The sequence below is a fragment of the Helicobacter sp. 23-1044 genome (genome assembly GCF_053654695.1).
Genome location: NZ_JBSIUQ010000020.1, coordinates 1 through 13,918 on the forward strand (window position 1 = coordinate 1; position 13,918 = coordinate 13,918).

Genomic DNA, 13,918 nt, shown 5'->3' on the forward strand with positions numbered 1-13,918 from the left:
TCAAATGCGAAAAATTTTGGCGAGAAAATCGCATTTTCGCAAGATGAATTAGAGGAAAAGAAATTAGCGTTAAAAAATAAAACCATTCGCGCAAAAATCAAAAATAAACTTAAAAATCTACTTTTTCACAAATCTCTACAACTATTTGAGTTTAGTGATAAAGATACGCTGATTTATCCTGCTACGCGACCTTCTGCGCTACTTCATAATAAAAAATTATGCCTTGCATTTGGCGGATATAATCAAAATGAATACCCGATGGGCGATATTTTTGGCGCACTAAGATGTGCTAGAACCTTTGGTATCGCCCACTATCACGCAAGGACAAACTGCAAACGCATCGATATTTCACAAGGAATGCAAAAAAATCTATGCTATGAATATGCCTTGCAACATTATCATTTTATTAAGGACTGCACGGAGTTTTCGCCCGTTTTTAAGCGATATAATTTAATCTATCTTTTAGAGTGGCCGCTGGAAACAAGTCCGCAAAATAGGGCACTTACTGATGATTTTTACAAAAAATTTGGTATTGATACAAAATTTAGTTTTTATGATAAAATGCGGATTTTTGGAGCAAAACTATTTTACAAAGCAAAAAGAGCGATTAAAAATAGCAGATTTTTCTTTGGGTATAAAGATTTTTTAAAGGATGAAAATGAAAGATTTTAATATCGTGTATTGTTGCAGTGATTATTATGCACCGCATTTGGGGGCTAGTATGACTTCGATTTTGGAAAATATTGCTGTGAAAAATAGCATAAATTTTCACATTTTAGATTTTGAAATATCAAATGAAAATAAAAGAAAATTGCAAGAGATTTGCGCAAAATATAATGCGCTAAATCATATTTTTTTATTTGATAATTTAGATTCTGCGAAATCACAAAACGCAGAATCTGCAAATAGGGGGGGGGCAGAATAAGTTAAAAACCGCAGAATCTGCCTCAAAAATCGCAGAATCTCCCACAGATTCTGCGCCAAAATCCACAAACAGCGCAGAATCTATGCAATCTCGCTACAAAATCACCTTCCACAAACCGCATTTAGATTCTGCGAATGATGAAAAATTACAATTTTTAGCGCAAAACTACATCGCATTTTGGGCGGGTGTGCCGTCTCTTTATCGATTATTTTTGCAGGATATTTTTGTGGATTTGGATGAGTGCCTATTTTTGGGATGTGATGTGGTGGCACTAAAATGCGTAAGCGAAGTTTTCAAATACGATTTGGGCGATTATTTTGCAATCGCTAGTGAAAATAAGGCAATTCATTTTGGGCGAGATTCTGCGAAAATTAGCGATTTGATGAATGATTTTTGCAAAAATTTTGGACGCAAATATTATTTTGACCCCGATATGGTTTTGCTAAATTTATCAAAAATGCGCCAGCACAATCTCTCGCAAAAATTTTATGATTACGCAGTGGCACACTTGCACTCACCGCATAAATCGCTAATCAACGCAGAGGAAGGCATTTGGCATTTAGGATTTGAGGATAATGTCGGTATTTTGCCACATTGCTTTTGTTTTACTTTAAGTGTGAAAAATGAAAAAGGACGGGGAAATCTAAGCGATTTACCTTTGAGCGACATTGCGCGAGTTGAGGAAAAACACGCGGTTTTTGTGCATTATGCGTGCTTGAAACCTTGGTATGTAAATTACGCGAGATTGGATACAAAATATTATTGGCGTTATAGAAATTTAAGTCCGTTTAAAGTGAGTGCGACAAAATATTGCAAATTTAAAATAAAACGGCAAATTTATTTCTTTAAAATTTTCATCGCAAAAATTCCACTTTTTGGCGCGATAATGAGTGCGATTTATCGCCAAGTCAAACGCATTTTTACTTAAAAATACGCGAAAATCTTTGCAGATTCTGCGTTTTTTGCTAAAATTTCGCATTTAAATTTAAGGGAGCATTTTGATGAAAGTATTGATTTTAGCAGGTGGATTAGGCACGAGACTAAGCGAGGAAACGGAGCTCAAACCAAAACCAATGGTAGAAATCGGCGGACACCCGATTTTGTGGCACATAATGAAAATTTATAGTTTTTATGGATTTAATGAATTTATCATTTTGACAGGTTACAAAGGACATATTATAAAAGATTATTTTATCAACTATTACACGCGATATAGCGACATTAGCATTGATATGGGAAGCAACTCGCTTGAAATCCACAGCATAAAATCCGAACCTTGGAAAGTGACAATGCTCTACACCGGGCAAGATTCAATGACAGGCGGACGCATAAAATACGCAAAAGATTATGTGGATGGGACTTTTATGCTAACTTATGGCGATGGATTAGCGGATATTGATATCAAAAAATTGCTAGATTTTCACAACTCGCACAATGGCGCATTAACTATGAGCGCAGTTCAGCCAGAAGGAAAATTTGGCGTTTTAAATATCACAAATGATAATAAAATCTCAAACTTTACCGAAAAACCAAAGGGCGATACGCAAGGCGGTGGCGGATGGATAAATGGCGGATTTTTCGTATGCGAGCCAAAAATATTTGATTATATCGATAATGATTTTAGCATTTTTGAGCAAGAACCACTTAAAAATCTCTCGCAAGATGGGGAATTGTATAGTTTTAAGCATTATGGATTTTGGAAATGTATGGATACGCTTCGCGATAAAAATGAACTATGTCAAATGTGGATAAACAAATGCGCACCGTGGGCACTTTGGATGTAATCGCAGAATCTGTGAATTGCAGAAGTGGTGTGCCCAGAGGGATTCAAACCCCCGACCTACAGGACCGCAACCTATTGCTCTATTCAGCTGAGCTATGGGCACGAAGTAAAATAAAATGCGAATTTTAGCATTTTAAACTTTGGCAAACTTTAAGTTTATAAAAAAATGCAAAATTATTTTCGCAAAATCTCTTAAAAATCCCATTTTTCGCAGAATCTAGCACGAAATAACCGCAGATTCTGCAAATTTCGTGCGATTCGCAGAATCTCTCAAAAAAAACCGCAGATTCTGCGTTTCACAAAATCCGCAGAATCTAAATATAAATTTTCGCAGAATCTACCGATTTCGCCGTAAATATTTCACCGCAAAATCGCCCAAACTCTGCACCACTTGCACCAAAATGATGATTGCCACCACGCAATACGCCAAAATATCCGCGCGGTATGAGTAATATCCAATCCGCATCGCCAAATCGCCCACGCCACCCGCGCCTACCGCACCTGCCATCGCTGAATAGCCGATGACGCCGATGATTGTGATTGTTACGGCATTGACTAGCGAGGGGAGTGACTCCAAAATCATAACTTTGATAATGGTGAGATTTGATGCGCCAAGCGCAGTTGTGGCTTCGATTAGCCCCTTATCCACTTCATCGAGTGCCCCCTCAAAAAGTCGCGCGATGAAGGGGATTGCCGCGATGCTAAGCGGGATGATTGCCGCACTTGAACCGATGCTCGTGCCGATGATGAGCCGCGAGAGCGGCAAAAGCACGATGATTAGGATGATAAATGGAAATGAGCGGATGACATTTACCACCCCGCCGATGATGAAATTTACCCACGGGAAGGGCGTTAGATTGCCCCTTTTTGTAGTGCAAAGGATGACGCCAAGTGGCAGTCCAAACAGCACGGCAATCGCGCAACTCGCCCCAACCATATAAAGCGTCTCGCCAAGTGCCTTAAAAAGCAATGCGAAAATCTCGCTGTGTGGCGTTTGCGTGTGGATAAAAAGATTTATAAAATCAAACATTTTTTGCCTTTTTTGCGCTAGATTCTGCGTTAGATTCTGCGATTTAGATAATCAAATCCGCGATTTTTGCGACTTTGCCTTTAAAACAAACTTCATCATTTTCTAAACGAAGTGCGATTTTATCGCCACTTGGTGGGATTAGCGTGGCAATATCGCTGATAAGATTTTGTGATTTGGCGAGAAAACAAACCGCACACATTCCCGTGCCACACGCTAGTGTGATATTTTCCACGCCCCGCTCAAAAGTCAGCAATTCAATGGTGCTTTTACCCGTGATTGTGGCGATATTCACATTTGCATTGTATTTGTCGCGCAAAAGCTTCAAAAATGCAAGATTTTTAGCAATATTTTCTTTTGCAAACGAATCGACAAATGCCACTAAATGTGGCACACCTGAATCTAAAAGTGTAAAATTTAGCCCAAATTCGTCTTGTGGCGACAAATCGGGGAGACTGAATAAAGAAACTTCGGCTTCGCCTTGTTTTGTTGTTCGCTTCGTCAATGAACCATTAGTTCTATTTTCTCGCTCACAACTGCGCAACCCCGATTTTTCGCTCACAATACTAGAATTTGAATTATTGTTTTTTAAATAATTTGGCATAAATTCGACTATATTTTCTTTTAAAATTCGCACTTTGCCTAAATTTACCTCCACGATATTTCGTGCTACGCGAACTTTTATCGCCCCAGCACCGCTTAAAAAGCTATGATTTTTTGGCGCGATTTTGTGCGCCACCGCATAGTGTGCCACGCAACGAGACGCATTTCCGCACATATCCGCCTTGCTACCATCGGCATTGTAAAACTCCCAGCAATATGAAAATTTTGCGTGTGGCAGTAGCACGACAAACCCATCTGCGCCCACGCCATTGTGTCTGTCGCAAAGTTGCCTTGCTAAATTTGCGCGATTTGCGCGTTTGAAAGCGGTAGTGATTAAAAAATCATTGCCACTTGCGCTATATTTGGTAAGAAACATCGCCTAAACTCCCTTAATTGCGCCAGATTCGCAAAATAGGATTCGGTATATGAGATTAAATGTCAGTGTGAAAAATAAAATATGAAAAATCCACTCACTTTGTGCGTGGAGCGTGAGAAATTCATCGCTTTGCGTGGCAGATTCGCCAAGTTTTTGCAGTGCGATGATTTTGGGCGAAAAATAAAGCGCAAACAAAAATATGCAAAGCACAGAAATCGCGCTACTAATGCCAAGCAAAATCTTGTGAATCCGCGCTAATGTGGCTAATTTCGCCGATAAAATCTCATAAAATGTCATCACAAACGCCAAAATAAGAAGCAAAATATTTAGCTTTGCAAAAATTGCGCTCATTAGCGCACCTGCTTCAAATCTAGCCAAATTTACGCCAAAATTTTCGGCATTGAAAATCACACTTGCTACAAACGCACCGCTACAAAAAATCGCGCCAATGCAAAGCGCGATAAGCCACAAATACAAGGCTTTTGCGGGTTTTAGAAAACTTTGTGAGAGAAAAAATTTCATTTTAGTCCTTTAAATTTTTTGGATTGCTTCGATTTGGCTGTCGCCAAATCCGCGAAAGATGCACCCAAATGCAAATTGAGAAAACGCAAATCCACAAATACACTCATAACAAATGCCCCAATTTTGCTTTTTTTACCGCCAAATATTTCTCATTAAATTCATTCTTTGGTGCGAAAATCTCACTCCGCTCAACTTCCACAAAGCGCGAAATCGCTTCGATTTTTTTGGGATTGTTTGTCAAAAGGCGCGTTTTTTTTATATCAAAATGTTTGAAAATCTCGCCCACAACGGCATAGTTGCGATTATCACTCGCAAAGCCCAAAGCCTCATTTGCCTCAACTGTATCAAAACCCTTATCTTGCAGGGCGTAAGCGTTGATTTTGTTAAAAAGCCCGATTCCACGCCCTTCTTGGCGCAAATAAATTATCATTCCGCCGTCTTTGTCCTGCGCGATTTTTTGCAACGCGATTGCAAGTTCATCACCACAATCACATTTGCGTGATGCGAAAACATCGCCTGTAAGGCATTCGCTATGCACACGCACAAGCGGAATCGCGCCCATTTTAGCCGTCCGCACGACTAAATGCTCGAACTTTTCCCCGCAAGATAAAGAATTTTCGGTGTGCGATGATTCTCTAAAAGATTGAATGATGAATTTGCCGTATTTTGTGGGGAGATTTGCTTGCTCTGAAATATCCATTTTAATCCTAGAATTTTAAAAATCTTTTGAATTATTGTAGTGTGGTGCGGGAAAGAGGACTTGAACCTCCACACCTTGCGGCGCCAGATCCTAAGTCTGGTGCGTCTACCATTCCGCCATTCCCGCAAAATTTTCAAAATAAAAGCGCAATTATATCGCAGAATCTTTAAAGTAAAATTAAATTTTGTGATTTTATGTGAGATTCTGCAAATCGCAGAATCTTTATAGGACAAATTTCACGCACTCAATCTCGCGTAAAAACTCAAAAATCTCGTTGCGTTGCGCTTCATTTAGCACATTGATTTTAAAGTGATGGCTTGAATAATTCGCGCTCTTTTTAGAGTCTGTAAGAGTGTATTTAAGTCCGCAAAAGCGCGAATTTAGCGCATTTTGTAGCAAATCTTTATCCGTGCAAAATATCGTGTATTCCCACTGCGTAGGGTAAATTATCTCTTTCAATTTTTGCCCCCTAAAAAATTATTTTGCAAGATTCGCAGAATCTCACTTGGGATTTTTGCGATTTTTTTATGTTTTATGTCGATACAGGCGAGTTTAATTTCACAGGTAAAAATGAGTTTTTCACCACTAAATTCGCACGAATCCACCAAAAAAATCTCTTGTTTTAAAGTTAGCGAACTACCGCCCAGCTTTAAGATTCGTGTCCTAACGCTTAGTAAATCCCCAAGTCGTGCCGAATCCAAAAATTCCGCATTCATTTTTCGCACCACAAGCCCGATTGTATCCGTATTTGGCATTGCGCCTTTGCTAAAAAATATCTCACTACGCGCCCTCTCACAATATTTTATGTAGTTTGTATGATAGACAATGCCCCCGCAGTCCGTGTCTTCGTAGTAGATTCGCACTCTAAAATCACTCATCACAAGTCCTTGCAAATTTTGGCGAAATTCTACCGCAGAATCTCTAAATTTTTTAAGCATACTTTTTATAAAATCACACATTTTTTTAATCACAAATTTTAAGGCGAACAAAAATGGAAGATTTAACAACAAATACCGACATAGTCGATGTAAAAATCGAAGATTCAATCACTGAGAGCTATTTAGATTATTCGATGAGCGTTATCGCAGGACGCGCTCTGCCTGACGCAAAAGACGGCTTAAAGCCCGTGCATAGACGAATTTTATATGCAATGCACGAATTAGGCGTAACCTCAAATGCCGCTTACAAAAAATCCGCTAGAATCGTAGGCGATGTCATCGGTAAATACCACCCGCACGGCGATAGCGCAGTTTATGACGCGCTTGTGCGAATGGCGCAGGATTTTTCTATGCGATTAGAATTAGTCGATGGGCAGGGCAACTTTGGCTCAATCGATGGCGATAGTGCCGCTGCTATGCGCTATACCGAAGCGCGTATGACAAAAGTCGCCGAAGAACTTTTGCGCGATATTGACAAAGATACGGTGGATTTTGTCCCAAACTACGATGACACGCTCCAAGAGCCAGACATAATGCCTACCCGTGTGCCAAACTTGCTAATAAATGGTTCAAGCGGGATTGCGGTAGGAATGGCGACAAATATCCCCACGCACCGCATTGATGAAGTGATTGACGCGCTGATTTATTTGGTGGATAATAATGACGCGGATTTAGATAGGGTTATGGAGTTTATCATAGGACCAGACTTTCCCACAGGTGGGATTATTTTTGGCAAACACGGCATAAAGGAATCTTACCGCACAGGCAGGGGCAAAATTAAGATTCGCGCCAAAACTCACATTGAGAAAACCAAACAGCGCGATATAATTATCATCGATGAATTGCCCTACCAAGTCAATAAAGCACGACTTGTGGAGCAAATAAGCGAACTTGCCAAAGAAAAAGTCGTAGATGGTATTTATGAAGTGCGCGATGAAAGCGATAGGGACGGGATTCGCGTGGTAATTGAGCTAAAAAAGGACGCGATGAGCGAGATTGTGCTAAATCATCTTTTCAAAACTACGCCAATGGAGAGCACTTTTGGGATTATAATGCTAGCTATTAACAACAAAGAGCCAAAGATTTTCACGCTTTTAGAGTTGCTACATTTATTTTTAAATCATCGGCGAACGATTGTGATTCGCCGAAGTTTGTTTGAGCTAGACAAGGCAAGGGCGAGAGCGCATATTTTAGAAGGGCTAAAAATTGCATTAGATTCAATCGATGCGGTGATTAAGCTAATCCGCGCTTCGGCTGATTCGCAAGTGGCAAAAGATGGGCTGATGAAAGACTTTGCGTTAAGCGAGGCGCAGGCAAAGGCGATTTTAGAAATGCGATTGCAACGCCTTACAGGCTTAGAGCGAGACAAAATTGAGGCTGAATACAAGCAACTTTTGGCAGAGATTGAGCGATTAAGCGAAATTTTAAAAAGCCAAGATAAGCTAAATGAAATCATCAAAGCCGAATTGCAAGAGATAAAGGACAAATTTTCTACGCCCCGATTGACACAAATTGAGGACGATTATGAGGCGATTGACATTGAGGATTTAATCCCAAATGAGCCTGTTGTCGTTACGATGAGCCACAGAGGCTATGTCAAACGCGTTGCGCTAAAAACCTATGAAAAGCAAAATCGCGGTGGCAAGGGCAAAATCAGTGGCAACACGCACGATGATGACTTTATCGAATCGTTTTTCGTGGCAAACGCGCACGATACGATTATGTTTATCACAAATCGCGGTGTGCTTTATTGGCTAAAAGTCTATAAAATCCCAGAAGCCTCCCGCACGGCGATTGGCAAGGCGGTTGTAAATCTCATCAATAAAGAGCAAGATGAAAAGATTATGGCAACCATCACAACCACCGACTTTGAGGCGGATAAATCGCTTGTATTTTTTACCAAAAACGGCGTAATCAAGCGCACGAATCTTAGCGAATATGGCAATGTGCGCAGTGTCGGCATTCGCGCTATCAATTTAGATGAGGGCGATGAAGTCGTAACGGTGCGAATTGCTACGCAAAATACGCAAAATATTCTCATCGCCACATACAAGGGCTATGCGATAAAATTCCCGCTTGAAATCGTCCGCGAACAAGGGCGCGTATCGCGTGGCGTGAAAGGTATCACATTTAAAAGCAAAGATGACTTTGTGGTGGGTGCGATTATGCTAGATAGCGAGGAAGACAAGGTTTTAAGCGTGAGCGAACAAGGCATCGGCAAACAAACTTTTGCAAAAGAGTATCGCATCACAAATCGCGGTGGCAAGGGCGTAATCGCTATGAAGCTAAATGAGCGCACGGGCAATCTTGTGAATGTGCTGAGCTTGGAAAACAATAATTTGGATTTGATGTTACTTACAAGTTCGGGCAAAATGATTCGCGTAGAGACTGACAAAATCCGCGATACAAGTCGCAACACAATGGGCGTGAAACTTATTGCGCTAGATAAAAAAGACAAAGTCGTGCATATTTCGCAATGTCAAAAAGAGGAAAAAGATTTGGAAAACGCAGAATCTGATGAGATTTTAGGCGATTTAGGCGCAGAATCTAATCAAAATTCGCAGAATCTAAACGCAGAATCTAATGAAATTAACGGCGCAGAATCTAGTGAAAATGAATAAAATTTTTGTGATTTTTATGCTGTTTTGCGTGGCAAATGCGGTAGATTCTGCGAATCACACCAAATTCGCAGAATCTAATAAGTATTGTCATTTTGAGCGTAGCGAAAAATCTCAAAAATTAGCAAATAGAGATTCTTCGCTCAACTCTCGTTTCGCTCAGAATGACAAATTAAGCTCAGATTCTGCGAATGAAGAGTTTATCATTTCATATCGCGCCATTATGAAAAACAACGCCCTTATCGGCGAGGAATTCAAAGTCGCAAAGGCACTCACACTTAGTCAAAATCCGCAAATCATAGCAGTTTGCGACATAAACACAAATGACAGCACTTCAAACATAACGATTTTAAAACAAAACAAAGATGAGATTTTGGCGTGTTTTGCGGGACATTTGGATAGTAAGATTCGCGATGATATAAAATCCATCAACAACGAAGTTCGCACCAAAACGACTTTCAAAATCCCAGCGCAACGAGTTTTGCTAGACTTGCAACGCTCCAAAATCCACATTATAGGACAAAAATGAGCGCGAACAAAATGAATATAATCATCGTTGATGATGATATAAATATGCGAAAAAGCCTTGAAATGTCGCTTGGCAAGTATGATGAGTTTCATATCAAAAGTTTTAAAAGCGCAAAGGACGCGCTAAAAGGGCTTGAAAACACGCCGTGTGATTTGATTATCACTGATATTAAAATGCCAGATATTGATGGGATTGAGTTTTTACGCCGCTTGGGCGGGAAATATGAGGCGATTATCATCACCGCGTATGCTGAGATGAATCTAACCATTGAGGCGTTGCGACTTGGCGTTGTAAAGGATTTTTTTATCAAAACTGAGCTAACAATCGACTTGCTAGTTGAAGCAATCAAACGCGCAAAAGTGGCAAAAAATATCACCTCTAAAATCCCACAAATACCGCAAAACGAAGCAAAATTAGAGGGCAAAAATTTAGAAACCGCAAAAAAAATCGCCCTAAAAAGCGCAAAAAGCGATGCAAGTGTGCTACTTTTAGGCGAATCAGGCGTAGGAAAGGAAGTATTTGCGAAATTCATACACGCAAATTCTGCTCGTGCAAACGCGCCATTTGTGGCAATCAATATGGCTGCATTGCCCGAAAATCTGCTTGAATCTGAGCTTTTTGGCTATGAACAGGGCGCATTTACTGACGCCACCACAAAAAAGCAAGGACTATTTGAGAGCGCGAATAATGGGACGATTTTTTTAGATGAAATCGGCGAAATGCCACTCCCGCTTCAAGCAAAGCTACTTCGCGCAATTCAAGAGCGCGAGATTATGCGACTTGGCGGGACAGAAATCATCAAAATAAATGTCCGATTCATCTCTGCCACAAATGCAAATATCGCCGAAAAAATCGCAAAAGGCGCTTTTAGAGAGGATTTGCTTTATCGGCTAAATACGATTCCGCTCACCATTCCGCCCCTGCGTGAGCGCAAAGATGAGATTTTAAGCATTGCCGAATCGCACCTGCAAAAAACCGCTACGCACTATAATTGTGGCAAAAAAGAGCTGTCAAAAGATGCAAAAAATGCTTTGTTAGAATATCAATGGCACGGCAACATACGGGAGCTTTTAAGCGTGGTGGAGCGCGCTGTGATAATCAGCGAGGGCGAAAAAATCACAAAAGATGATTTGTTTTTGGAGCACCGAATCCTTAAAAATGGCACAAAAAGCCTTGATGAAATGGAGTGCGAATTTATCAAAGAGGCATTAGCGCAAAATGATGGCAATGCGGAAAAAACGGCAGAAATGTTAGGAATGGACGCAAAAGTGCTAAAAAGCAAAATGGCAAGATTTGGGATTTAATTTGTGTCTTGGGTAATCATTTGCGTTGTTTTGACACAACATTTCGCTCGATGAACCCCCAAGTTCTATCTCGCTCATTTCGCGCCAAAACAACGCAAAGCACTACCGCCATTACTTCGATTATGATTATGCTGACGCAAATCAGCTTTAATAATCCATCATTGCGAGAGCGAATCGCAGAATCTACCATAAATCCATCATTGAGAGATTCTGTGAATCGCAAGAATTGATAAAAGCAATTTTTGGTAAGATTCGCAAGGATTTTTAAAAAATATAAGAAACAAAAGGGATTTTATGATTTTAAGCATTGAAAGCAGTTGCGATGATAGCTCGTTAGCACTAACGGCGATAGATTCGCGCAAAATTTTATTTCACCAAAAAATCTCACAAGACGCAAATCACGCAAAATACGGCGGAGTAGTCCCTGAAATCGCTTCGCGTTTGCATTCTGTCAATCTCCCAAAAATCTTGCAAAGATTAAGTGGCAATTTTGACTTACGCAAAATCCGCGCAATCGCCGTAACCACCGAGCCAGGATTAAGCGTCTCACTGCTTGAAGGCGTGATGATGGCAAAAGCCCTCTCCGCAAGCCTACAAATCCCGCTGATTTCGGTAAATCACTTGCAAGGGCATATCTACTCGCTATTTTTAGAAAACAGGGCGATTTTCCCGCTTGTAATTTTGCTACTATCAGGCGGACATAGCCTAATCATCGAAGCACAAAGCCACACGGATTTGACAATTATCGCCGGGACGCTTGATGATAGCTTTGGCGAAGCGTTTGACAAAGTCGCAAAAATGCTAAACTTGGGCTATCCCGGGGGAGTGGCAGTCGAATCGTGCGCTAGAGGCGCGGTGGTAAAAAATATAAAATTCCCCATTCCGCTGCAAAATAAAGATTTGGCTTTTAGCTTTTCAGGGCTAAAAAATGCGGTGCGGTTGAAAATAGATTCGCTAATTTCCCCCTCCCTTGCGGAGATTGAATTGACTTTTTCCCCCTCCCTTGCGGAGATTGAAACAACTTTTTCCCCCTCCCTTGCGGAGGGGGGTAGGGGGTGGGTAGATTCTGCGAAATTGCAAAAATCCCAAATAGATGAAATCTGCTATGGTTTCCAAAAATCCGCAATCGCCCACATAGCGCAAAAAACGCGCCTTTATTTTGAGCGCGAATCGCGCAATAAATCAAGTGGCGCAATCAAACGCTTTGGCGTAGTGGGCGGAGCGAGTGCGAATTTGGCATTGCGCATCGAACTCCAAAAAATCGCAAAAGAATTTGACAAAGAAATCCTTTTTGCCCCGCTTGAATTTTGTAGCGATAATGCCGCGATGATAGGCAGATGCGCCATCGAAGCTTATCATTTAGGCGACTTTACCGCGCTAGAAAATCTAAACATTTCCCCAAAAAGCACGAAGTTTTAGAAATTTTTGCTAAAATCGCGCTTTTAATTTTTGCAAAATTTCATAAATTTAACAAAGGATTCGCCTATGCTTTTCTCATCATTTGCATTTATCTTTGCATTTTTGCCTATTGTGTGGATAGTATTTCATTTGCTAAAAAATGCAAAGTTTAAAGCGCATTTTCTTTGGGCGAAAATCTTTTTGATTCTCTCATCGCTATTTTTCTACGCATTTTGGAAAGTGGCGTATTTGCCTATAATGCTTGGCTCAATCGCTGTGAATTACTTTTTAGCAAAATGTATTTTAAGATTTACGCGAATCGCACGACAGGGGGGGGGGGAATTGCTATTTAGATAGATTTACACCCAAATTCTACTTCATTTTAGGCATTATCTTCAATCTATCGCTTCTTTGCTTTTTCAAATACACGGATTTTTTGTTAGAAAATTTCAATTTGTTTAGCCAAATAGCGCATTTGGATTTTAATATCCCTTTGCCACATATTCTTTTGCCTCTTGCGCTTAGTTTTGTTACCTTTCAGCAAATCGCATTTTTGTTTGACTGCTACAAACACGCAAAAGGGCAATCAAATGAAAATCTAAAAATAGATTTTATCGATTATGCGCTCTTTATTAGCTTTTTTCCGCAGTTAATCGCAGGACCGATTGTCCATCACAGAGAAATGATGCCACAATTCGCAAAAATGGGCGCAGATTCTAACGATTCAAATGTTTCGTCATTACGAGATTCGGCGATAGCCGAATCGAAGCAATCCACCATAAACTAAGAATACCTAGCCAAAGGCATTTTTATTTTTAGCATAGGTTTATTTAAAAAAGTATTCATCGCTGATAGCTTTGCCAAATGGGCAAATGCAGGATTTGGCATTGTCGAAAACGGCGGAGTGCTAAATATCGCCGAATCTTGGGCGACTTCATTAAGCTACACATTTCAACTCTACTTTGATTTTAGCGGATATTGCGATATGGCGATGGGGCTTGCGCTATCGTTTGGCATAGTGCTACCGCTAAACTTCAACTCACCTTACAAATCGCTAAATATCGCAGACTTTTGGCGCAGATGGCATATCACGCTAGGGCGATTTTTAAAAGAGTGTCTTTATATCCCTTTGGGTGGAAACAGAGGCAAAAAGCGTTCAAATGCCAAACAAAATCGCGGAAGTATTTTAGATGAG

The 13,918-nt window shown here is 40.5% G+C and carries 15 protein-coding genes, 2 tRNA genes and 1 pseudogene; 10 read left to right on the forward strand and 8 right to left on the reverse strand.

The features are described from left to right. The 4 genes from ACWIUD_RS11715 to rfbF form a co-directional block, all read left to right on the forward strand. The coding region (locus ACWIUD_RS11715; protein WP_454149301.1) for a hypothetical protein at positions 1-672 on the forward strand (672 nt) is incomplete at its 5' end. Further along, on the forward strand, positions 659-925 hold the full coding sequence (locus ACWIUD_RS11720) for a glycosyltransferase (protein WP_454149303.1): 267 nt from the start codon (positions 659-661) through the stop codon (positions 923-925). The genes ACWIUD_RS11715 and ACWIUD_RS11720, both read left to right, overlap by 14 nt. 82 nt (positions 926-1,007) lie before the next feature. Next, complete coding sequence (locus ACWIUD_RS11725; RefSeq protein WP_454149305.1) at positions 1,008-1,853, forward strand: glycosyltransferase; 846 nt, start codon at positions 1,008-1,010, stop codon at positions 1,851-1,853. Positions 1,854-1,926: 73 nt separating this feature from the next. Next, positions 1,927-2,709 carry a glucose-1-phosphate cytidylyltransferase gene (rfbF, locus tag ACWIUD_RS11730; RefSeq protein WP_454149325.1) on the forward strand — a complete coding sequence of 261 codons (783 nt, stop codon included), beginning with the start codon at positions 1,927-1,929 and terminating at the stop codon, positions 2,707-2,709. Positions 2,710-2,734: 25 nt separating this feature from the next. Here the strand turns inward: rfbF and ACWIUD_RS11735 are convergent. From ACWIUD_RS11735 to ACWIUD_RS11770, 8 genes are all read right to left on the reverse strand, one after another. Continuing rightward, positions 2,735-2,811: transfer RNA gene (locus ACWIUD_RS11735), tRNA-Arg, on the reverse strand. 234 nt (positions 2,812-3,045) lie between these two features. Continuing rightward, positions 3,046-3,738 (reverse strand): methionine ABC transporter permease, encoded by a 693-nt coding sequence (locus ACWIUD_RS11740; protein ID WP_454149307.1) that lies wholly within the window; start codon positions 3,736-3,738, stop codon positions 3,046-3,048. A gap of 43 nt (positions 3,739-3,781) precedes the next feature. Next, on the reverse strand, positions 3,782-4,714 hold the full coding sequence (locus ACWIUD_RS11745) for a diaminopimelate epimerase (RefSeq protein WP_454149309.1): 933 nt from the start codon (positions 4,712-4,714) through the stop codon (positions 3,782-3,784). A 3-nt stretch (positions 4,715-4,717) separates the two neighbouring features. After that, positions 4,718-5,236 carry a DUF4149 domain-containing protein gene (locus ACWIUD_RS11750; protein WP_454149310.1) on the reverse strand — a complete coding sequence of 173 codons (519 nt, stop codon included), beginning with the start codon at positions 5,234-5,236 and terminating at the stop codon, positions 4,718-4,720. 103 nt (positions 5,237-5,339) lie between these two features. Next, positions 5,340-5,936, reverse strand: a complete 597-nt coding sequence (ribA, locus tag ACWIUD_RS11755; RefSeq protein ID WP_454149312.1) for a GTP cyclohydrolase II — start codon at positions 5,934-5,936, stop codon at positions 5,340-5,342. A gap of 42 nt (positions 5,937-5,978) precedes the next feature. Continuing rightward, a tRNA-Leu gene (locus tag ACWIUD_RS11760) sits at positions 5,979-6,062 on the reverse strand. Between the two features lie 96 nt (positions 6,063-6,158). Further along, a complete protein-coding gene (locus tag ACWIUD_RS11765) occupies positions 6,159-6,395 on the reverse strand; it encodes an HP0495 family protein (protein ID WP_454149314.1) in 237 nt (78 codons plus the stop codon). Then, the gene (locus tag ACWIUD_RS11770) at positions 6,392-6,895 is read right to left on the reverse strand and encodes a YbgC/FadM family acyl-CoA thioesterase (protein WP_454149316.1); all 504 of its coding nucleotides are present in this window, start codon (positions 6,893-6,895) and stop codon (positions 6,392-6,394) included. Before ACWIUD_RS11770 ends, ACWIUD_RS11765 begins: the two co-directional genes overlap by 4 nt. A 32-nt stretch (positions 6,896-6,927) precedes the next feature. Between ACWIUD_RS11770 and gyrA the strand changes: the two genes are divergently transcribed. From gyrA to ACWIUD_RS11800, 6 genes and pseudogenes are all read left to right on the forward strand, one after another. After that, entirely contained in the window at positions 6,928-9,495 is a 2,568-nt protein-coding gene (gyrA, locus tag ACWIUD_RS11775) for a DNA gyrase subunit A (RefSeq protein ID WP_454149317.1), read from the forward strand. Then, the gene (locus ACWIUD_RS11780) at positions 9,458-10,021 is read left to right on the forward strand and encodes a hypothetical protein (RefSeq protein WP_454149319.1); all 564 of its coding nucleotides are present in this window, start codon (positions 9,458-9,460) and stop codon (positions 10,019-10,021) included. The genes gyrA and ACWIUD_RS11780 overlap by 38 nt, the downstream gene beginning before the upstream one ends. 11 nt (positions 10,022-10,032) lie before the next feature. Beyond that, positions 10,033-11,325 (forward strand): sigma-54-dependent transcriptional regulator, encoded by a 1,293-nt coding sequence (locus tag ACWIUD_RS11785; protein ID WP_454149327.1) that lies wholly within the window; start codon positions 10,033-10,035, stop codon positions 11,323-11,325. Positions 11,326-11,345: 20 nt separating this feature from the next. After that, complete coding sequence (locus tag ACWIUD_RS11790) at positions 11,346-11,555, forward strand: hypothetical protein (RefSeq protein ID WP_454149321.1); 210 nt, start codon at positions 11,346-11,348, stop codon at positions 11,553-11,555. 64 nt (positions 11,556-11,619) lie between these two features. Continuing rightward, positions 11,620-12,744 (forward strand): tRNA (adenosine(37)-N6)-threonylcarbamoyltransferase complex transferase subunit TsaD, encoded by a 1,125-nt coding sequence (gene tsaD / locus ACWIUD_RS11795; RefSeq protein ID WP_454149323.1) that lies wholly within the window; start codon positions 11,620-11,622, stop codon positions 12,742-12,744. A 66-nt stretch (positions 12,745-12,810) separates the two neighbouring features. Then, positions 12,811-13,918: pseudogene (locus tag ACWIUD_RS11800) on the forward strand (MBOAT family O-acyltransferase); the annotation flags it as partial.